This is a genomic window from Pseudarthrobacter oxydans (assembly GCF_013314975.1).
Taxonomy (GTDB): Bacteria; Actinomycetota; Actinomycetes; order Actinomycetales; family Micrococcaceae; genus Arthrobacter; species Arthrobacter oxydans.
Map to the genome: position 1 here is coordinate 13,261 of NZ_JABTYH010000042.1, position 21,240 is coordinate 34,500.

Consider the following 21,240-nt stretch of genomic DNA (forward strand, 5'->3'; position numbering starts at 1 on the left):
TAGCCAATTTTCCAGAGAGTGAGCGCATATACATGGCATTTCATTTTCAACGTGAGTGGCATCCCCTCGTGGGTCAGCAGGTGGTCATTTTGCTTAACGCCGCCGTGGTGCGTTATGGAACTGTCGATGCAGTAACGCAGGATGATGCAGTGCTGTGGTTGAGTTCGGACGGCGCGGAAACTCGACAGCTGTTTGAACGGTTCGAGGGTTACGAGGTATGGATCGATTACAAGTGGGAGTCCAACGGCCCGTCAGACTGCGGGATACCTCTGGTCCTGGCTTCGCTTGACACCACCTTGTTCCGGCGGCGCTGAATTCGCGTCAGCCTCCGTGATCAGACTGAGTAAGTGGCACGCGGCAGAACACTGCCTCGGGGAAACAGCGCCAGTTCGCCGGTAAGCCGACGAAGGCTTACCGGCGAACTCGGAAATACTTCGGTGGGCTAGACTGTGCGTCGGCAAGACGTTTAGTACTTTACCGACTCGCCTTCTTGGCTGGCGCTCCCATCCATCCCATCTGAGGGCTGGGACGGGCGGAAAAGCTTGTCGCCGGTACAGCTCAACAGGGCTAATCTTGGGCTTCGCTTATTCTGGCAGTGCTCCAACCTGCATGTGCCGCAGATTCACGCTAGTGAATTTGCGCACGGACCTACCTCTGTGGGCGGCGGGCATCCTCTAAGAAGATTCGTATGACCCACCGGATTCGGAGTTACGCGACGAGCAGCGCCCCGCCCAGGCCTACCACGCAAACAACGGCCGTGGAGCCTGCAGCGAGAGCCAACGTGCGGCCACCGCGGCGGAGGAGGGTTTTCAGGCGAACGCTCGTGCCGAGTGCAAGCATGGCTGCAGTAAGCAGGAAGCTTTGTAGGGATCCTGCTGTGGTCAGCACGCCTGTTGGGATGGGGAAGCTGCTGCGGAAGATGACCATAAGGATGAACCCGATCATGAAGAGGGGAACGATCGGTGGCCTCTTCATGCCTATTGCGGTACCGGCGCGGCGTTGACGCCAGGAGAGTATGGCAACTGTCGGTGCCAGCATTAGAACGCGGGCAAGTTTGACGGTCACCGCTGTCGCCAGTGCGGTTCCCCCGATGATTCCCCCAGCCGCGACCACTTGTGCTACTTCGTGAATTGAAGCTCCAGCCCAAACCGCTGCTACCTCGTTTGAGAGCCCTAGGAGGTTGACGAGGAGGGGGATGCCGGGGATCATAAGGGTGCCGAAAAGCACTACTAGGGCGACGGCAGTCACCGTCTCCTCTTCGTCCGCTTCAACTACAGACTGGACACCGGCGACTGCGGCAGCGCCACAAATTGAGAAGCCACACGCTACGAGCATGGTCTGTCGAGGCGGGACCTTCAGTAGCCGACCCAGTATTACCGTGGCGAAGATGCCAATGGTAACTACGGAAACTGCGAGCAGGGGGATGCCCCAGCCTAGCTTTGCGAGGTCTTGAAGTGAGAGCTGCAGACCTAGGATGACAATTCCAAGGCGGAGGGGGACCCTGCTTGCGACGGTAAGCCCTGCAGTTAGCTTCTCTGGAAGTAAACCAAAATTGCGTGCGGCCAGTCCCAAGGCGATGGCGACAAGCAGGGGGCTCAGGCCCTGAACGAAAGCCGTGATGGCAATTGCAACGAGGGCACCGCCCACGGCGACTGCCAGTCCGGGCGACAGTGCTCGAAAAGAGCCGAGTATGAGACGACTTCTTGTTGGTCGAAGCGTTGCTGTCGTCTTGGGGGCATCGAGGGCTTCCATGGTTTCCATGGTCATGCACCTCATTGCCTGCCAGTAGAGAGCAATCTCCTATGCAAGCATGCATATCCGGCATATCTTCGCCAGTGCGGAAAGTCAGCACGAGGGGTGTAAGAGCCAAGCAAAGGTCAACGTCTTTGGGTAGCGCCACGCGCGCCTTTACGGCTCCGTGTTTTCACGGCAATACGGATGGCTCCGCTTTTGCCCGGAACAGTTTCCCAGGGGCAAGGCGGGCCGCGGGGACTGGGCGGAGACGAACAGCTCCTGGCAAGGCATTAACCCAAGAAGACACGCGGCGTAGTGGCGGGCCGGCGGGGGAGGCCCTCACGTACCGGGTGACCGTTCCGCCACATGGCCTTTGGAGCACAAGTCCTGACCGTGGTGCCCAGCGTCGAGGGAGTCAGCCCGGAAGCGGCTTTCGTCCATCCTGACGGGGAGGGGTTGTCTCCCCGGGACCGGAGCCGTCGGGAGTGGGTAGCGAAGATTCCGGTGTTGCGGTTGGGAAACCGGTCCATTGAACGTACCTTGCGGCGCAGTTATGACGATCTGGGCGCTCTCCGGATTGAGGACCCGATGCCAACGAACTACTCGGCCACCCGACACACGATTGACCTAAACGAGACCGTGAGGGGTTTCTCCGCCCATCCCCAGACCGACAGTTAGCGCTGCGGACCTAGAGCCAGATGGTGGCGGTCATCACCGACTGACGACCTGTCTCAAACCACACCAGAACAATTGCATGGATCCACGTGACCTCTTCCCTAGAGTGGAAGGCTCAGCGTGTGTGCGCTGTGGGCCCGCTTGGCTGCAAGGTAGCGGTGGTTTGACGGGGACATGTGCAGCCCGGTGGGGATCTGCGCGGTGACTTGGATGCCAAGGGCAGTCAGTTGCGCCGTCTTATCGGGGTTGTTGCTGAACAGACGAACCGATGTGGCACCGAGTGCGGCCAGCATCTGGGCGGCAGCCGTGTAGTCGCGCTCGTCCTCACCGTGACCCAGTGCAACGTTGGCCTCGTAGGTATCCAAGCCGGCGTCCTGCAGGGCATACGCATCCAGCTTTGAATACAAACCGATGCCCCTGCCTTCCTGACGCAGGTACAGCAGAAAGCCGCCGCTGGCAGCGATTTCCTCAATCCCTTCGCGCAGTTGCGGGCCGCAGTCGCAACGCTGACTGCCGAATACGTCGCCAGTGAGGCATTCGCTGTGCAGCCGGACTAGCGGGGCGGGACACACCGGCCCTCCCGACGCCGCCCGACCAGTGAGTAACATCCGTTCCCACTCTCCCAAGGCGAACAGCAGATGTTCCTTGCCGTCGACCAGACCGTGGAAAGTCAGCACTTCGGCGGGGACGGTGAAGCCATCGGCGAAGCGCAGCGGGATGGTGACCCGTCTGCGCACGGTAGCGGCACCAATACCGGCGATAGAATGCTTGTGGGATACAAAGGTCATTTCAGATCCTCAGGGGCAGTCGATAAAGAACGGCGAGCTCGGGTCGACTGGGGGGTCAAAAGTCCGGCAGGCCTGGTGACTTACCGTGGATTCTGGATCTACATCGTGATGTCTGACCTTCTTTCCAAAGTCTCCGCGTCAACGCCACAAGGGATTGCTTGTGGTTCGCCAAATCAACAGCAACAGCCTTAGGTTTCAGATGCCCTACCATGGATGCACTCTAAGATCGAAGAATCGAACGGTCAATAGGTTAGCTGCGAATTTCGACCGGTGTCATCGAACGTCCTCGGCCAACATAGACCAATATGTACGGTTTGTATCGCTAGCTCCGGGGCCGGAAGCGGGTGATAGCCTGCCCCAGAATCCGCTTCCTGATTGCACCATCCAAGAGACTCTGCACAACCGGGGCTTCCAAGGAAGAGCCTCTTCGAGCGTCTCCCCCGACAATCCTCAAGCACCGATAACAGCGATTATGTAAGGTAGTACTCTGCGTATTGCATCAGATGAATCAATCGTCCCGCTCCTCCGGATCGGCAAGGAGTTCTCCAACTCCCTTGAGATTCCGCGGAATTAGCAGCCAGTCGGGCTTGATGTGGAGCTGACCAAGCGCTCCTGACGGCTACAACGCCCAACCTCAAGACGGTCGATGCAGGCGTCTGACCTGCGGTTTTGTGCTGATGATGCATTTAATGAATCATTGATTCAGGATTTGAGCACAAACTTCGATGGAACTGTGGGGCGAAAATGGCGGTCGACGCGTCCGGGCGTGTGCTGCAGCTGAGCGCTGTTCAGCTGCTGCATCCCGAGGAACAGACGCTTGAGGACATGCTGACCGGGTGGCGCAACCAGCAGCTCTCTAGAAACCTCCAGTTCGACACGATCGACAAGGGCATCGAGTGTGTTCGCCGGTTCGTCAACCATGTGAACGAGTTTCCGTGGAACTGGGCACCGGAGCATGTCGAGGAGTATTTCGGTGACCTCCGCTCGATCCACCAGCTGAAGCACTCAACCGTCCGCGGTTACCAGTCCACGCTCCGCCGGTTCACGTCCTACGTGTCGAACCCCGACTACGGCTGGGACCAGGTCTGCGAACAGCGCTTCGGCACACACCCGGCCCAGGTCTTCTTTGACTGGAACAGCGCCTCCCACACACAGGAGTACGAGGGACGGGCCTCCAAGCGGCCCTTCACCAAGACGGAACTGCAGACGCTGTTCGATCACGCCGACGACCAGGTCGAACTCATCGCCGCCTCAGGCAAGAAAGGCTGGCAGGCAGCCTACCGGGACGCCGTCATGCTGAAAGTCGCCTACTCGTACGGGCTCAGGTTCAACGAACTCCGGCACCTGCAAACCATCGACTTTGCGACCAACCCTCAAGCGCGAAGGTTCGGCAAGGCAGGCGTCTGCAAGGTCCGGTTCGGCAAATCACGCAAGGGCTCCCCACACAAACCCCGCAGCGTCCTGACGGTCTTCGACTGGACCGCCGGCGTCATCGAGGACTGGCTCGCCAACGGACGGGGCACGCTCGACACCCTGGACCTGTTCCCCAGCGAACGCGGCGGCCTGATCTGTGAATCCACCTTGCTGCGCCGGCTCCGGCGCTACCTCAACGAGCTGGGAATGCCGCTGGATGGCCTGGACCTGCACTCGCTCCGGCGCTCCTATGCAACGCACCTGCTGGAGGACGGGTGGGATCCTAGATTCGTGCAACATCAAATGGGCCACGAACACGCCTCAACCACCGGGATCTACCAGTTCGTCAGCGACGACTTCCGCAACGCGACCCTCCGGGCGGCGCTGGACCGCACCATGGATGAAGTCCTGGGCGTGCAGATGCGAGGTCAATGGTGAGGCGCGAAGTCGAATACAGGTGGCGGCTCTCCGAGCTCATGGCAGCACGGGGACTGCACAACACCACCGACCTCATCCCCCTGCTGGCCGAGCGCGGCATCACCTTGTCCCGGCCACAGGTCTACCGTCTCGTCAACCAGAAACCCGAACGCGTCGCGCTACAGGTCATCGCCGCGATCTGCGACATCTTCTCCTGCGGACCCGAGGACCTCATCACCGTCACAGCCGCCGACGTCCGCGCCCGCAAAACCGGAACCAGCGCCCCCAACGTCGTTGACCTGAACCGCACCGCCAGACCCCGCCGGGCACGCATCATCGACGATGACCACTGACAAACCCGAAGGACTGACGCCCCGCAACACCAAGCTCGGCAGGCCGCGCACCACCGGGACCGCGACATGCGCACGCTGCCGCCGGGCCGCCGGCAGAACACGCGCTACCTGGCCCGAAGGCCGAATCTGCGGTCCTTGCTTCACCACTGCCACCCGCACCCACGGGATCTGCCCCGGCTGCGGTCGGCAGCGGCTGCTGCCCGGGCCGCCCTCGGCCGCCGGAGGACCCCGCTGCGCACCATGCGCCGGCATCCTCCACGACTTCCACTGCCCCCGCTGCAACACGGAAGGTGAGTTCTACCGGCGCGGCCTCTGCGCCCGCTGCGCCCTCCGGGACGACCTCAACAAACTACTGCTTACACACCCTGCCGACCCAGCGACTGCAGGCAAAATCGTCGATGTCCTTTGCAAGGCAGACCGGCCCGAAAGCATCATCACCTGGAAGCGCTCCCCCAAAGTCCAAGCCCTCCTGACATCTCTGTCATGCGGTGAAACTCCCTTGACTCATGAAGGCTTCGACGCCGTGGCTGAGTCGACGGAACGACCGGCGAATCACCTGCGTGCCCTGTTCATCCATCACGGGCTCCTCCCCTACCAAGACCCGCACCTGGCCCGGTTCGAAACCTGGATTGAGAACAAGCTCCGCGCCGTGCCCGAGGAGATCGCCAAACCCGTCAGCCAGTTCGCCACCTGGCATCACCTCCGCCGCATCCGGTCCATGACAACACCCGAAAAGAGCGCCCAAGCCCCGGTGCACTCCGCCAAACAAGAGATCACCGAAACCATCAAGTTCCTGGACTGGCTCTGGGAAACCCACCAGCGCACCGCAGCAAGCTGCACCCAGCAGGACATCGAAACCTGGCTCGCCACCGGCCCCACAACCAGAAAAGCCATTCGCACCTTCATCGTGTTCATCAACAACACCGGCACAAACCACCGGGTGGAAATGGGCCACTACACCGCCAAAACCCGCCCAACAATCACCCAGGACCAACGCCTGGCATGGCTGCGGGAACTACTCACCGGCACCAGCGAATCCCTGCCCTACAGAGTCGCCGGCATCCTGCTGCTTCTCTACGCCCAACCGCTCGCGCGGGTAGCCAAACTCCGGACCGATGCCGTCGAAACCAGCGAAACCAACGGCAACGTGAGGATCAGCTTCGGCGCCCATCCGGTACCCGTTCCCAGGCCTTTCGCAGAACTACTTCAAGAGCACCTCGCGAGCCGTCCAAATCTCAGAACCGGAGCGGGCACCCAAAGCCCGTGGCTCTTCCCGGGAACCCGCGCCGGCCAGCCGCTTCACTCCAACACCGTCATGGACAGGCTCCGCAGCCTCGGCATCGACCTGCGCGGCGCACGAAACACTGCCCTAGACGAACACCTCCTGGCCTCACCGCCGCCACTGGTCGCCGATGCCCTCGGCTACAGCCACCAGATCGCGTTCCTCCACGCCGACGCAGCAGGCGACGCCTGGTCCCGCTACGTCAACCTCCGGGCTAAGCCATGACCAAATTGGTTCTCCGGCCGGATTAGGCGTCGCTGTTCGAGCGAACCAGGACCAACGAACCAATATTTCGCTGGGCATCGTCACAAGGTGCTGGATAGCCTTGGCTTTGCGTAGAGCCACGCAACTACCCCAAGCAGCGGCACGAAGGCCATCACAAGCACCCACACAATTCTAGAAGCTGGGTCTAAACGAAAATCCCCTAAAACATCCCAAATGCCCCAAACGATGGCCGCCAAGATGAAAGTTGCGGAAGCCCCGCCAAGTATGGCCAACGCCCATTGCCAAAGTTCCACAATTCCCCCGTTGATCGTTCTGACACGTTGAGAATTCAGCAAAGCACGCACTGGCCAAAAGAGATAGGGAAAAATGTGTTCCGGCGACAGATTCTGCCGTTCGGGAACCCGCTTGTCCCAAGGAGTCCCCTGAACGCCCCGTCTTTGGTCTCCCTTGTCGTCTATAAGGTGGGGTTCGACCCAGGAATACGCAAGTCTCTGATCCGCAGGGATGCCAGTAAATTGGTTGAAGATTTAACTAACTCTGTTTAGCTTATTAATCCTCGGCTCTCCACTGGGGGTGTGGACGTAGCTCTCGGCGTCCCGCAATGCCGCAAAGTACCCGGTAAAAATAATGGCAGAATCAGGGTATGAGCGCAGCAGACATTGATGACACGGTTATCACGGTGCTTCGAGATGCTGTCCATGGCAAGAAGGACTATGCAGTCCTTCTAGGGGCCGGCGCATCTGCAGGTGCCGGCCTGCCTGATTGGAATGAACTGTCTGTTGAGCTGCTGGTCCGAAGTGGAGCCATTGCAGATGAGGAAACAGCGAAAGCGTTCCTGGCGTATCAGGATCCGGCTCTTGCGGCCGAGGCAGCAAAAACGGCGGCCGGAGCAGGCTGGGAGTCAGTTCTGGTAGACGGATTGTATTCCGGTGCGCCCAGTGACCTACGTCCAGGTGCCCTTCATCTGGCCTTGGCAAACTTGGCGGCACAAGCACAGCCCGGGGACATCCGCCTCTTCACGCTGAATTTTGACACGCTTCTCGAAGACGCCCTTACGATCGTTTCTACTGAGCTTGGCGCCCCAGTCCCGTCATACAGTCGGAGTACATTCTCCGATCGAGCTCCGTCAAATCAATTCGAAGTCCATCACCTTCACGGCGTGATCGAAAGATCGGGCGCCAATGCGCGTAATGTCGTACTGACTCTTTCCGAGTTCAACGACCTTGTAACGGAGAAAAGCTCCTGGCAACAAGCTGAACTTGCCCAGGCGCTGGGCTATGGTCCACTCATCCTCGCTGGGACCTCGTACCGAGACTCCGATATTCGTGCTTGGCTGAGCGAGCTAGCACCAAAAACAACGTCGAAAATCGTCGTCTTCCTCGCGCGGCAGGGACTAGGCCTAAGCAAGACACAGTTTGCAAGCGTACTGCCTTCCCTTGAAAAGCAGTGGAAAGCCATTGACGTCCACGCAATCATCACCCAAGACCACGCGGACGCTGCTCAAGCACTGCGCGAATTGCCGTATTTTGAAGAGCCAGACTACTGCGCTCCCTCCGTTAGGGCTGCTGACCTCTGGAGTAGCTGCGTCGCTAACTTTGAGGGTTTACAGAAGGAACATTCAGACTACCTTCGGGCCGAATCGGTCGCCCTTGAGGCCGCGATGGGCCGTCCATCCAACATCGTCCTCTGGGTCTCGAACGCAGAGGGCAGTGCCGTTAAGTGGTCTTCACCCGACCGCATCTATAGAGATGCGGCCCTCCTGCGCAAAGTGCCCGCCGGTCACGATAGTCAGTGGATAGTGGGGCGGTGCTTAGGTTCCGACGACATTCTCGCCGAAGATCTAAGTGAACTCTCTGATGAGGTACGCAGGTGGCGCTTCGTCATCGCCTTGCCCGTCGTTGTGGATCGGCCCGGGGGCCCTCCGTTCACCTTTGGTGCAGTTACCCTTGCTCTCGAGCACGTCCCCGATAATGCCGAACTGGCCATGTGGCGTCTAAGCCTGGAACCCATCGCCGAAGACTGGAGCGAGCGCCTCAGCCGCCTGTAACCGCGCGAGAGGGATACAATAATAGCTCGATCAAAGGAGTGAAACATGGCGACTTCAGGTAGCCAAGGCGTTCAAAGCATAGGTAAAGGCGAGTATCGTCTGAGCTCGTCTAGTCGAAGTGCATTGACCGGTCGTTTCTCTAAAACCAGTAGTTCCGGTTCCAAGGGGACATCGTCTTCAAGCGCATCGTCGAGTGGAAACGCCAAGCCGGGTACTTCGAATAAGTAGATCAAGCCAGAAGAGACCTGACGTTAACAGACGGTTCAGTGGGAATAGTGTCCGCGCCCGACGCCGGTCGCCCATATGAGCATCCTCATTTTTGGAGACGGTCCCACCGCATGAACCCTTTCCCTAGCGAACTGTTCTAGTCGGCCGTTATAACCAGCCAGCGTCCACTTTTCAAGCGTTACCGCATTCGTCACGGCCCCGTGCGTGGAGAACGAAGCTGTCAAGAACTCGCAGAGCAGCACATAGTGCACCTATCCGAGGAGTCTGCTGAGGATCGAGAGTTACACGGGTAAGCATATTAGCGCCCGCGCGCGCATTGTGAGCGCCTCGGTTAAAGCTGTATTCATCTACAGCCTCTTCCATAGCATCTATGTACTCTGCGGCTGCGGATTGATCCCCACGAGCTACAGATGCCAGCTCCTTTCTCATCATCATGACTATCCGCGAGGGGTTCACGGAGTTGATGATTGTGGCCAGGCCTTGACCCAAGGCGTTACCGCCTCGACGGAAGATCCAACCCGCCTCAGTTAATTCGGAGTTCTCGTCCCGCGACCTCACCCTCGCTGCATCTTTGAAAGGCTGATCAAGAGCCGAACGAAGACGGACCGGGACAGCAAAGCAATCAACGTGATTTTCCTTTCCGCAATGGCACGCCCCTACGCTCAAGGAATGCCGGAGACTTTCCTCATCAAGTGTTGGGGGTAAGGGAAGCGGCAATACCTGATGATGACCGGGCTCGCCGGCCATTCCTCCGCCCCCACGGTAGACGTGGCCGTCAAGAATGAGTGCAGCACCTACCCCGTCTTGAAGAACCGCGACAATAGCCAAATCCCTCTCCTTATATTCCGAGCGGTACAACTCTCGTACGGCCAAAAGATTCACATCGTTATCTACCACGACTGGGATTCCAGTTAGATCCTGCAATGGTGTGGCTAGGTCATAGTCCTCTCCTGCTGGGATGCCGATGTGTGTTCCGCCCAGGATCTTTCCCTGGTGCACAGGCGCTGCTACCTGTATGCCGATCCCCATCAACTGCCGGGCTTGCCCCTTAGGCCTGCCTTCGATCGTGTTGAGTTCTTGCTGAAGATGCTCGATGAGTTGATGAATGTGATGTGCGAGGTCAAAAAATGAAGCATCCCGAAGCTCCACTGTGTGCTCCACCAGCACGTCGCGGTCTATGTCAGCCCGAAGGCTGGTAATGAGTCCGGTAAGGGCGACAGGCTTATCATCATTGTGCTCAACGGTTATGCCAGCTAAACCCCAGGTGTCGCCGTCTAGCCGTAGCGGCTTCACCGGTCGCCCCGTCCGCTTCTCGTCCGGGCGAAGGGCCCCCTCTACAAGAACGTCCATGTCAATAAGAGCCGCCACGGCTTTGCTGACGATAGCGGGGTTCACCGTCGTCGGTCTGGCTAGCATGGCTCCCCCAGCAATATCAGCGCGGGAAATATCTTCTGGCGCTTGCACCATGGCCCTGACGAGAACCTTTGCCAAGACGTCCGAGCTGACGCCGAATCTCTTCGTACGCTGGGCGTTGAGGAGTTGGGCGTCCCAAGTAGCTGCGTGCATGCGATTAGACATGGGACAAAGCTAGCACTGAGTTAAATTAGTACAGTAAGTCTGCGCGAGGCGTTTACCTTCTTTGGTTATCCTAGTAAAGTAAGTCCCAGAAGTAGTGGCCTTTTCTGTCAGACAAGACGAAAGGCCAGGACAAGTGTCCCGGCCTCGCCTGACGTTCTTGGGGTGATAAGTCCCAAGCGCGCCTGGGTGCGTCGAATTCGACGCTACCCTCCAGTTTTTCGTTCCACGCCCAAGGGCGCCATTAGTCCGCTATGGAATGCTGCGAACGTGTGTAATGCTTCCACACCTCAGCACGTCTGACAAGACATAGCGAGATTTTGCCTATTTCTTGCGCCATTCAATAGCGGGATCGCCCTGCCCCCAGGGTCCTACGATCGGTTCCTTGATTTAAGCGATCACTGAGGCGCAAACTCCGCGACGTCATTCGCACCCACGTCGCATCCCTTGTGATATGGAGCACAGTGATGGCAGTATGTATCTCACGTAGCGTGATCCGGTTCGGCTTGATAACCCGCACCTAACAGTTGACGCAAGCGTCGTGGGCCCCTCCAGTCCCACGTTCCACTCAAGGGGTCGTTCCCTCGGCTTAACCGAGTCGAGGGGTCGGCCCCTAGTAACCAGGGAGAGCATCGTGTATTCCTATTTTTTTGAAAGAACTCATGCGCCGGAAGAGGGCGTCATCTTCGTTGAGATGCCGTTTGGGGTTAAAGACGGTTACGACTTTGACCGCTTTTACAACGGAATTCTTGTCCCGCTCCTGAGAAGAATCCATTTAAAACCGGAACGCTCAGACGGCATCTATGGTCCGGTAGGCATCCTGGAGTTGATAATCCGCTCAATTCAGCGGGCTGAAATAGTGATCGTCGATCTTTCCGCAGCGTCCGTGAATGTAGGCTACGAACTCTGCGCCGCACAGTTCTATGGCAAACGTTGTGTTTTTATCGCCATGGAGGGCTCAAAGATACCGACGGATCTGCCGAACAACCGCGTCCTCTGGTACTCCCCTACAAATGACGTTTTCGCGGTTCATACCTTTGAAGAGCAACTTACAGCCCAGATCGAGGCTCTTCGAAAGGAACCGGCGGAGGAGATGGGGCCTGTCCGGTATGTGGGAATGACCAGAGTCCCCGGTACAGTCAAGGACGTCAAGCCGGAGTACGCCACCGTCATGACGTCTGACGGCGACCTTGGCTTTCTGACGGGGGCTGACATCGATTACACCCGGGTCTATGACGACCTGACGAAGCGCCTGAAGATTGGCGAGCACCTAAACGGCGGATTCGTTATCGACCCGGTTACCCAGCGTCCCAAGTACTCACTCCTAAATGCGGAAGACAACCCCTGGCCTCGCATCGCCTCAGCCTACCCACTAGGTACAGCCTTCCGCGGGACAGTGGTCAGCACGAGCGCCGTGGGCGCCTTCGTACGGATTGTGGGTCGCGTCAATGGACTCGTACTCAAGCGGTCCTTTCCTTCTGGCCTTCCAGCCGTAGGGGAAGAACTGGATGTGGAAATTTCCCGGGTGGATCTGACCAGTCGCAGAGTTGGTCTGGAGCTTCAACATCCCAGAGTTCCCGTTCCACTGGCCCTTCCTCAAGTGGGCGAGCACTTCGAGGCGGTGGTTGACCGCGTTGTACCCGTCACTGCTGAGGGCCGGGGCGGCTACGCCCTTTTAGAACTTGAGGGGTATAAGCGGCGGGGCTTGCTGCTGGCCAAAAATATGACTCCGGAGCTTCGCGAAGACTTCGACAAGGGTCTGCTCCAACCGGAAGAAATCATTACGGTGGAGGTTATCAGTGTCGACCGTGAGGCCGGCAAGATGCTACTGCGGGACCTCGAGGATCAGTTATCTGAGCCCCGCCCCGAGTAGCCTTCTCCTAATCTGAGTCCGCCTGGTCAACGTCAGCTTGACCAGGCGGACTTCATTTTGCTTAACAGTGCCAACCACGTTCAGGGCGAAGACTGTCACTTGCGGCCAACCCAAGGCGCCCCCAGGCGGCAGCAGAAGCCGGGAGAGCGGTTGCAAGGGTTTACCCCTGGCGCGCGTGATCGGCGTAAATCCTATCTGCGCGAGGCTGGATTTCTGCTGCGCAGCGTGACGACTTTCTAGCTCGCAATGCGACTACGTCGGCAGTACATCCCAGGCCATGAGCTACCCCTCCATTCCAAACCGCTAAGTCATCAGCGTCGGCGTCCCCTGCAAAGGAGTTGATTCGGTCAGGACTTCATGCTGGCGACATGCCGGCCTGCAGCCGGTGTCAGATGAGCACGTCCAGCACGGCTGGCAAATACTTATGCACTTGCTCCCGATCACTGTCCTTTTCTCGCTCAGAGAGTTCCTGGTACGGGGTCTCGATCTGAGTCTGCCAACGCGCGGCTAGCTCAGCGGGAATGACGAGGGAGCCATCATCCTGGCGTTCACACTGATCGTGTACGTACTGCTGCCAATGCGCCCACCTTTCGTGCTCGATGGCCGCCAGCCGTTCGACAGTTCGTACGCTTTCTAGCGCTTCACGGATTCTTTTATGTGAGGGCATCAAATCAGGTCCTGTTTCACGAGCTTCCAATAGTGCTGGCCTAGCACCGTCAGCTCGCATGCTTTTGACTCCATCGCAGCATGCCACATGTGGGGCGCATCGACCGGTCGGACGAGGTTGACTTTGACCAACGCCTGCAACACCGCGAAATCAGCGTTCTTCGCCGGATCCGGCGGCGGCAGCGAGCCGTCATCGTAACCGCGCTCCGGCTCGTAGCTAGGGTCGAGCTGGAGCTGAGTGGTCGGCTCGTCAAACAACACGGTGAGCTTCTGCAGCTGGACGAGCTCGATCGGCGCCTTGGTCTCGCGGAGAGAAACGAACTTCTTTACGTTCGTCTTGAATACGGGCCGCTGCGCCCAGTTCCCAAGGGACTGGTCGATGTGCGCGTAAACGCTGCCTGGGGTGACGTCGCCCACAAGGTTGGCCGCGGCACCGCTCAACGCGTCCACGAGTAGGCTGGTGAATACCCCAGAGCCGCCGGTCTCCATTGCGTACTGCTCAGCAGTCGACGCCGTCAGGATTGTGACGCCTTCCTTAATCTCAGCGACCTGAGCGGCGACAGGGTTGCCGCCCGCGATACCGCTGTGACAGCTGTCGAGGATGATCACCTTGTTCTTCGCCGGCGAGCTGTTTGCAAAGGTCATCACGTCGAACAGTGAGAGTCCGTCGTGCCCGTTAGCGCAGTCACTCGCACATAGGTATCCGCCGGCTCCATCGATGTAGCCGTGGCCTGAGAAATAAAACAGCGAGATTTCGGCGTCGTCCCTGAAGAGCTCCTCGACGGCTTCCCTCAGCTGTGTGCGGGTCACGGTGGCCCCGGGGCCGGTGCTCGTCATCAGCCTCGGCTGCTGAAAGTTGAGCGTGCCGTCCGCGTGCCGCTGGAGCACGGCCTTAACGGCGTGCGCGTCGTTCACTGCGCCATTCAGTGATCCGATCTGGTCGTAATAGTCGATCCCGACGATGAGCGCCTTACGCATGGTGCCGCTCCTCAGAGAGAGTCGATGAAGGTGGCAATGTTCACGTCGGTCCAAGCAACCGTGCGAACCCCAGCCAACACCGTGCGGTCACTCGAGTACGCCCAAACACCGAGAAGCGGCTTGCCTTCTTCCTTGGCGCATTGAATTTCCCACTTTTGTCCGGAGGACGCCAGCGAGTTCTTGCTCACCAACGCGATCACCCCGTGCGAGCGACGGATGCGCGTCCGGACTTTGTCCTTCCAGCCGGAATCGTAGGGCTCCTTCACCGACATATCGATGAACTCGTAGGGTGCCCGAGGATGCAGCGACTGCCCTTTCAACAGATCTCGCTGGCGCTGGTCCTCAATAGCAAACGCAACGAAAACGGTCTTCTTCTCAGCCAAACCGGGCCTCCCCATATATACGAGCTTGCAACCTTCGTTAGTCGCAATGAAACTCATACTGAGAGTATCGGCAGCGACTGACGTTTTCCCTTGCGGGAAGTGCAGGTTGCGCAGTGCAGAAAAGGGTGTTGTGTTCCCGTGGCACCCGACCTGGCCTTCGGGCTAGGACCTGAACATCGTTAGGAAGGTCCGAAAGGCATTTCCTGACAGACAATCTGGCCTATTTTCAATCTGACACCGTCTGGAGGGCAGGGCTCACGTTGAAGCATCACATGTGTGGCTACTTCAGACCTCGTGAGAACTCTTTCAAGTACAACATCTACCGCTAATGAGGCCCTGTGGGGGTTGCCGTAGTGGTGGGTGTGCCCGTAACGGCAGTCGCCATGAGCGATCGCATCATCTCCTGTATCTGGGCGTGCTCATTTGATGAGGTGTAGGCCTTTGCTTCGGTCATCGTTTCGAAGTGCCGATAGGCAGCGAAAATGATCGGACGAAGAGGGCTGCTGTTTGAGGGAACGTCAATACCGGCAAGGGTAGTGAAATGAGATGGGTCCTCTTGCTGCGCTGTGGAGGGGTTGCCAACTACTCCTACAATCAGCCGAACGTTGTCCTCCCACCTGTTCGCCTTCTGAAGGTCTTTCCGTGAAGTAAGGTCCATGGCCTTGGTTTGGATTACGTATGTTTTGTCGCCCAGCATTCCCTGCCCGGGGACTTCTCCGAGGTAGCTAACAGCCATATCCCCGCATACTCGCTCGCACGGGTAGGCCGAGAACTGCGGTTGGAGGTGCAAGGAGGCAATTTCCGCGCCCGATTCATTAGAGACCACGAAGGGACCGCCTTCCTGGTTGGGCGGACCAGTATTTGTCACGGTCCAGGTTGCGGGGTAGTCGAAGGAGAAAGCTACATCAAACTCCACGCCGTTGAAGGTCGCGTTAGAAGACGTCGGAGCCCTCTTCGTGGGCACAGGCGACTCGGTGTTCGGCTCTGCAGATCTTGTGGTGGAAGTTTCGGAGGGCTCTGGCGTTGGCCCTGCAGTACAGGCTGTCAGAGTCGAAGTTAGTGCCAGACAGAAGACAATAACCTTCATGGTCGTGGGCATCATTCCACTTCGTTGTACAGTCACAGCGCCTCTTCCGTAAACCGTCAGTCCCTGCCGTTCATAGCATCTACCTACTCCGGGCTTCTCGGCCTAACCGCCACGCGGGCAGCTATCGTTCGAGTCCTCCGCGTTCCAGGGTCTTCCCCTGGCCCATTTGCTTGGCCATTTTTGTCGTCTTAGCAAGAGAGGGTTTTTGAGCAACGGCGGCAGTCGCCGGTGTGCTCTGGTGTTTGTCGGCCAGGAGGCGGGAGTTGACCGCTTCACGGTCGCCCTTGCCCTCGAGGCTTTCCGCCAGCTGCTGGCGCCGTTCCGGGGAATCGTAACCCGGTTCGTCCTGTGCCTTCTGTGCTGCCTTGTCCTGCCTGTTGGCACCTGCCACAGCGACGCCGGCTACCGCTTCATCGGTGCGTGCAGCAGAGGCTTTGGTCCGTTCGTTTTCGGCGTCGGTTCGTGCTTGCTGTGTCCGGGTGAGGGCTGCGGACACGGACGCTTCGTCCGCTCCTGGGTTGTTTACGTCGATGCCGTACCGTGCTTGCACCTGGTCTCTGATGTGTTCTGCTGCTTGGGCCGCTTCGGGGTCGTATGCCTTCCACGCCGTGGCCGTCTGGTGGGCCTGTTCGATCATGCCGGGGGTGGCTTTGTCCCACCAGCCGTCACGTGCGGTGGGTGGGAGCTGTGCGCGGGCGGCTGCGCGTTGGGCGTCGAAGCGTTCCTGCAGTTGGCGTGCTCGTTGTTCTTCGGCGGCGGCGATGTTGCGTTGTTCTTCTTCCCGCATTCGCGCCAGTTGTTCGCCGATGCGTGCGGCGACCATCAGCCCTGTACGCATAGCGCCGTCTACTGCTTCGTCCATTCCGTCTGCTTCGCTCATGCTTCTCCCCTATCGCTCGATCCCTGGTTTCGGATGGTGGTCCTGGCGTGGTTCCTGCGGGCCGGTAGGCCCAGCCTGCTGCAGTGTCTTTTCTGCCCTGGTGAGTGTCGTCGGGATGGGTGCGCCGCCGCGGGATCGTTCGGCGATGAGCCGTGCCCGGAAGGCTTCTTCGCTGGCTCCCGGGTGCTGTTCCCGCAGTGCTTCCATGGTGATGGGCTGTGCTTTGAGGGTGTGTGTTGTGGCGCTGGCTTCGACGGCCTTGCTGGCGGCGGTGACGGCTGCGGCGAGGCCGCGGATGCGGCGGAGGTCGTCGGTGGCTTTGTGCATGTCGTGGATGGCGCGTGCGGTCTGGGCGAGTTGGCGGAACATCAGGGCGTAGGCTGCCCGTTCGCTCTTGGAGGTGGCCGCCAGCAGGATCATTGTCGCGCCGCGTGCCGACGGCAGCGCGGCCGCGGGCCGTTTCGGGTAGCGGCGGAGCTGGGCTGATTTGGACAGCTCGCGTGCGGCGTCTGCCAGTGGCCCGGGGGTGGGTTCGATGCGCTTGGACCAGGCACCAAATGCCGCTGCGGTTTCGCGGGCTGCCTGCGCCCAGGCGGCGTGGTCGTTGTGCGGGGTGGTGGCCAGCTTCTCGCGGAGAGCGCTGACGTCGTTGGCGTACTTGCTCCACAGTTCCGCGGAGGGCTGCAGTGTCTCTCTTCCCGGGGCTACGGGTCGGCGGTTGCGTGCTGCTGCGTTCCATTCTGCGACGGCAGCGGTTGCAGTTTCGGGGGTGCTTTCCCATTCACTGCGGAGTTTGGGCAGGGCCAGGTCGCGGCCCAGGGAGTTACCGCCGAACCAGACGGCCCGCTCCCCCTTGCGTGGCCGTTCTGCGACAGAGTATCCGGTCACGACGTCGGTGCGGCCGGCAGCGTAGCGGGGCCGTACAAGGAGGCCTTCTTGGCGGGCGCGGCGGACGAACTCGGCTTCGTCCGTTGACGCCGCTGCGCAGGTGCGGACCTTGCGGGCGAGGCTGTGGCGTTCGACCTCGGGCAGTCCGTGGCGGGTGGCTTTGGCTTGTTCCGCGGGGGTGTATCCGCGTTCGGCGCGGACCGCTTCGAGTTCGGTGAGTCCGTACTTTTTCTCCAGCGCCCGGGCGACCTGTTGGGACTTGTACTTGCTCTTCCAGCTGTTCCATTTGGTGCCGTCGTCGCGGACCATGCTGGCCACGATGTGGATGTGGTCGTTGCCGTTCTTGCTTAGTCCGTGGCGGACGGCAACCCATCGGGCCGGGGCCTTTCCGCCGTCCTCGGTGAAGTCCATCTCTTTCATGAAGTCGTTAGCGATGGCGCCCCACTGCTCATCGGTGAGCTGGCCTTCTTCTGCCGCCAGGCTCAGTGAGCAGTGGAAGACGTGGCCGCCGTCGACCTCGGTTTTGTAGAACTGCTTGGCGCGGTCCAGGGCGTTGGCGATGTCCAGGGCCGCGTCGCGGTTCAGTTCGTTGTCGTCGTGCCACGCCATGAGCGCGGGGTCACCGGCAACGAGGTGCGGTTCCTCGTGTTCGTTGGCACGTCCCGGGCCGGCGAGGTAGATCATCAGGCCCGCCATGCGGTCGCCCTGGGTGATGTTCGGAATCACGCCTGGATCACCTGCCGGCCATGTCAGCGAGCTGACGGTCTATCCGGATGATGACGCTCTTGGCGTGCGCAATAGCGGGCGCCGCATCAGCTGGTACTTCACCCGTTGAATTGGCGTGACGGGCAATCTGGTTGATGTTGTTCGCCACGGACCCGATCAGGCGCTGCAGGTTCGAAAGCTGCATGAATTGGTCACGCCGCTCCGACGGGCTTTCACTGTCCTCGTTCAACGCCGCTTCGATCAGGAGCCGCGGGATCGTGACGCGGTGCTTCTCCGCCAGGGCCAGCAGCTGGGCCTCTTCTTCGGGGCTGACCTTGACCTCGTGACGGTGCATCCTGCCACCGTCAACGTTCGCGCGGCGGCGGCGGGACTTCCAACCGGCGAAGCCGCTACCTTCACTCATCTGTGTCCGCCCCTCCCCTACCTTGCCAGCGCAGCGACCCGGAAACCCCGGGACCAGACACCAGTCTGCCGCGACCGGAACGCAGTTCCCGGGAGCGACACGAACTTAGCCCGGCTAAGTTCCCAGCTTGCTCCACCGCAGTCGGTTCCTGCTCCTTTCGCGCCTTTGGTGCTTTGCTAGTCAGGAAGTGGCACGCCGCTGCGCGTCGCTGCCGGAAAAGCGGGTCGCCCTGTGGTTACGGTGGGGGCATGCCAACCATTGATATTGAACAGACCCGCAATCAGGCCCGCGCCCTTCTGGACTCGCGCATCGAGTCCGTCACGAACCTGGTCAAGGCCAGGCAGCGCATCACTGACCTGCGCGAGCAGCTCGCCGACGCCGAGCGTGAAGACAAGCGCGCCTACGTTCGCGCCACCAAAGACGGCTGGAGCCCCGAGGAGCTGAAGAAGCTCGGTCTGGAATCCGGCGCCGCCACCCGTCGCCGAAAGCCGGCCACCACACGTACCCAGGACGACAATTCCCCGTCCACTGACGACGGGGTTACCGCGGCCGAGTAAGCTTGCCCCTCGCCCACATGTGCACGGCAAAAGCCCAACCGCTCCGCTGCTTTTCCCGCACACATCTGGACGACGGGACCCTTCGGACCACCTGCACACAACCACCACGTCACCGCACGTGCCCACGTCGCCCTTAAGCGAGCGGTGGCTGTGCACAGCCTCTGTTGGATGCGGGGTCGGGACGGGGCAGTTTCCCTGGGCCAGGCCTCGCTGCTGCCGTCCCAGCTCCTGGACGTGGCGAGGTCTTTTTCAGCCGGGAGCACACATGGTTAAGGCTCCGCACCAGTTGGGTGCGGAGCCTTTTGCTGTCTCTGCAGCGACGTGTCTAGACCTCTGCCCGCAAGGCGGCTCGTTCGCTCTGCCTGGTTGTGCGCGGCGTGTGTGGTTAAACAAAAACAGGCCGGCTGGAGGGTCGGCCTGTTTTCGCTCCTCGGACAAAGGAGATCTTGCAGACTCAGCGTAGCTGAGCATGTTTCTCTGAACCCAGTTGCGCGGGGAAACCCCGCTGTTTGTGACAGCGCGGCACCAGGTGAGGGCAGGGGGTAGTCGCGGTGAACGGCGGTCCGCCGCTGGTGAGTGGCTGCTGTGGTTCGCCCTGGGCGGCGGACCGCCCGACTTCTGGAAGGTTCCGTGCCCTGGTGTGGCGATGGGCTGGTGGCCTTGCCGGGCGGTGCGACAGATGACGCCCGGCAAGGCGGTACCAGTTTAGGTGGCGTCGGCCTCGGTCGGCTTGCCGCTGTCGAGGATGATCTGCTCGACCTCACTCGCGGTGTATCCCCAGAGGACCAGCTGGTTCAGGTAGTCCCGGTGGGTCTGGCACGGGGACCGCCACGAGTCCTTGGCGATCGTCTTTTCATACCCTGCGCACACCAGCGCGATCAGGGAAAACTCCGGACGGGTCGGCGTCTTGGCAACGTGCTCCCGGAGCGGGTTCCACGCCCAGGCGTTGGACTCTTCGACCTTCGCCCCGACCATCTCAGCGGCGACCTTTCCGTCATAGCCGCTGGCCGTTTCCGGGTGGTGCGTGATGGCATGGACGGTGAAGTACTGCCAGCCCTTCGGGGCCTGCTTCTTCGACAGCAGGCTCTTGACCCATTCACGCCTGACTACAGTTGCGGACTGCATCAGCTTGTTGTTCTCAATCAGGGTTTTCCGCTCGGCCTTCTGTTCCTCGGTCATCGGGCCTTTCGGGGCCGATGATGTTCCGTAGCCGCTGTAGTAGCGCAGTGTGAAGCCGAGATCTTTCCAGCCGGTGACCACGGCGACGGCGGAGTGCTCGCCCCGGTAGTCCGTTTCGATGTAGACGGCGTTCCCGTCCTCGTCCGTGGCCGGTTCCCCATCCACCCTCTTGAGCGACGTGACGCGGAGTGTTTCGCTGTCCTCCCCGTAGCCGCATTCGGGAACAACAGCTGTTCCGGCCGCTTCCAGCTCGGTGATGAGTGCGGCCAGCGCCGCGGCGCGGTCGCGCTTGTCGCGCAGTTGCTGGGTGACGTGCAGGAGCATGTCGGGTTCGTCCATGATGACCGATTCGAGCTCCTCGGTGGCGTCCTCGTCGCCTTCGAACTCGGCCAGAATCAGGGCCTCTTCAACGGTGTAGCCCTTGCCCAGGGCGGCGGCCCCGGTGTCGGTGGACTTGGCCTTCAGTGCGCTTTCGACGGTGGTCTTCGTGCGTCCGGTCTTCTTCGCGATCGCGGCGGCCGAAACCCCGATCAAAGACAGCTGGTGGTAGGCCTCGGCCTCGTCCGCTTCGGTCAATTCGGCGCGCTGGATGTTCTCCACCACCTGCGTCACGATGCGTTCGGCTTCCTCGGGGCTGTCGATGATCATCACAGGGATAGCCTCGCGTCCTGCTTCGACGGCCGCGCGGGTGCGGCGCTGGCCCATCAGCACATGCACGGTACCGTCGTCCTTGCGGTGGGCGATCACCGGTTCCATCACGCCGTGCTCCTTGATGCTGGCGACGAAATCCGGAGTCAGGGCGGCGTCTTTGCGGACGTTGATGTCCACGGTCAGGGTGGCCGGGTCGAGCATTTCAAGCGTGGGTGTTGCAGTCATGAATGTA

At 60.2% G+C, this 21,240-nt stretch carries 18 protein-coding genes; 7 read left to right on the forward strand and 11 right to left on the reverse strand.

All coding sequences use genetic code 11. The annotated features are described in order from the left end of the window. Positions 1 to 32 precede the first annotated feature (32 nt). Positions 33 to 314: a hypothetical protein gene (locus HTS88_RS19825; protein WP_174181506.1), complete on the forward strand. Its 282-nt coding sequence runs from the start codon at positions 33 to 35 to the stop codon at positions 312 to 314. Between the two features lie 394 nt (positions 315 to 708). Here the strand turns inward: HTS88_RS19825 and HTS88_RS19830 are convergent, their stop codons facing one another. Continuing rightward, entirely contained in the window at positions 709 to 1,761 is a 1,053-nt protein-coding gene (locus HTS88_RS19830) for a YeiH family protein (RefSeq protein ID WP_246256493.1), read from the reverse strand. Between the two features lie 749 nt (positions 1,762 to 2,510). Next, complete coding sequence (locus HTS88_RS19835; RefSeq protein ID WP_174181508.1) at positions 2,511 to 3,197, reverse strand: GTP cyclohydrolase II; 687 nt, start codon at positions 3,195 to 3,197, stop codon at positions 2,511 to 2,513. Positions 3,198 to 3,941: 744 nt separating this feature from the next. On the opposite strand from HTS88_RS19835, the gene HTS88_RS19840 reads away from it, so the two are divergent. The 3 genes from HTS88_RS19840 (at position 3,942) to HTS88_RS19850 (ending at position 6,887) form a co-directional block, all read left to right on the forward strand. After that, complete coding sequence (locus HTS88_RS19840; protein ID WP_174181510.1) at positions 3,942 to 5,048, forward strand: tyrosine-type recombinase/integrase; 1,107 nt, start codon at positions 3,942 to 3,944, stop codon at positions 5,046 to 5,048. Next, the gene (locus HTS88_RS19845; protein WP_217432759.1) at positions 5,042 to 5,380 is read left to right on the forward strand and encodes a helix-turn-helix domain-containing protein; all 339 of its coding nucleotides are present in this window, start codon (positions 5,042 to 5,044) and stop codon (positions 5,378 to 5,380) included. Before HTS88_RS19840 ends, HTS88_RS19845 begins: the two co-directional genes overlap by 7 nt. Positions 5,381 to 5,879: 499 nt before the next feature. After that, positions 5,880 to 6,887, forward strand: a complete 1,008-nt coding sequence (locus tag HTS88_RS19850) for a site-specific integrase (protein ID WP_246256494.1) — start codon at positions 5,880 to 5,882, stop codon at positions 6,885 to 6,887. Between the two features lie 80 nt (positions 6,888 to 6,967). Here HTS88_RS19850 and HTS88_RS22535 read toward each other — a convergent pair whose 3' ends face one another. Next, entirely contained in the window at positions 6,968 to 7,231 is a 264-nt protein-coding gene (locus HTS88_RS22535; protein ID WP_425515577.1) for a PLDc N-terminal domain-containing protein, read from the reverse strand. Between the two features lie 299 nt (positions 7,232 to 7,530). Between HTS88_RS22535 and HTS88_RS19860 the strand changes: the two genes are divergently transcribed. Then, a complete protein-coding gene (locus HTS88_RS19860; protein WP_174181515.1) occupies positions 7,531 to 8,934 on the forward strand; it encodes an SIR2 family protein in 1,404 nt (467 codons plus the stop codon). A gap of 399 nt (positions 8,935 to 9,333) precedes the next feature. On the opposite strand, the gene HTS88_RS19865 is transcribed toward HTS88_RS19860, so the two are convergent. Beyond that, a complete protein-coding gene (locus tag HTS88_RS19865) occupies positions 9,334 to 10,740 on the reverse strand; it encodes an ROK family protein (protein ID WP_174181517.1) in 1,407 nt (468 codons plus the stop codon). Positions 10,741 to 11,371: 631 nt separating this feature from the next. Here HTS88_RS19865 and HTS88_RS22460 point away from each other — a divergent pair. Then, complete coding sequence (locus HTS88_RS22460; RefSeq protein WP_174181519.1) at positions 11,372 to 12,610, forward strand: S1 RNA-binding domain-containing protein; 1,239 nt, start codon at positions 11,372 to 11,374, stop codon at positions 12,608 to 12,610. 666 nt (positions 12,611 to 13,276) lie between these two features. On the opposite strand, the gene HTS88_RS19875 is transcribed toward HTS88_RS22460, so the two are convergent. The 6 genes from HTS88_RS19875 to mobC all read right to left on the reverse strand — a co-directional run bounded on the left by HTS88_RS19875 (position 13,277) and on the right by mobC (position 18,621). Then, entirely contained in the window at positions 13,277 to 14,254 is a 978-nt protein-coding gene (locus tag HTS88_RS19875; RefSeq protein ID WP_174181521.1) for a caspase family protein, read from the reverse strand. Positions 14,255 to 14,265: 11 nt separating this feature from the next. Beyond that, positions 14,266 to 14,694 (reverse strand): TIR domain-containing protein, encoded by a 429-nt coding sequence (locus HTS88_RS19880; RefSeq protein WP_425515578.1) that lies wholly within the window; start codon positions 14,692 to 14,694, stop codon positions 14,266 to 14,268. A gap of 268 nt (positions 14,695 to 14,962) precedes the next feature. Further along, entirely contained in the window at positions 14,963 to 15,724 is a 762-nt protein-coding gene (locus HTS88_RS19885; protein WP_246256495.1) for a hypothetical protein, read from the reverse strand. A gap of 121 nt (positions 15,725 to 15,845) precedes the next feature. Then, a complete protein-coding gene (locus HTS88_RS19890) occupies positions 15,846 to 16,604 on the reverse strand; it encodes a hypothetical protein (RefSeq protein ID WP_174181525.1) in 759 nt (252 codons plus the stop codon). Between the two features lie 9 nt (positions 16,605 to 16,613). Continuing rightward, positions 16,614 to 18,218, reverse strand: coding sequence for a relaxase/mobilization nuclease domain-containing protein (locus HTS88_RS19895; RefSeq protein WP_174181527.1), 1,605 nt, complete (start codon positions 18,216 to 18,218; stop codon positions 16,614 to 16,616). Between the two features lie 7 nt (positions 18,219 to 18,225). Next, positions 18,226 to 18,621 (reverse strand): plasmid mobilization relaxosome protein MobC, encoded by a 396-nt coding sequence (gene mobC, locus HTS88_RS19900; protein WP_174181529.1) that lies wholly within the window; start codon positions 18,619 to 18,621, stop codon positions 18,226 to 18,228. Positions 18,622 to 18,869: 248 nt separating this feature from the next. On the opposite strand from mobC, the gene HTS88_RS19905 reads away from it, so the two are divergent. Then, positions 18,870 to 19,178: a hypothetical protein gene (locus tag HTS88_RS19905; protein WP_174181532.1), complete on the forward strand. Its 309-nt coding sequence runs from the start codon at positions 18,870 to 18,872 to the stop codon at positions 19,176 to 19,178. A gap of 705 nt (positions 19,179 to 19,883) precedes the next feature. On the opposite strand, the gene HTS88_RS19910 is transcribed toward HTS88_RS19905, so the two are convergent. Then, positions 19,884 to 21,233, reverse strand: coding sequence for a ParB/RepB/Spo0J family partition protein (locus tag HTS88_RS19910; protein ID WP_174181540.1), 1,350 nt, complete (start codon positions 21,231 to 21,233; stop codon positions 19,884 to 19,886). Positions 21,234 to 21,240: the final 7 nt, after the last annotated feature.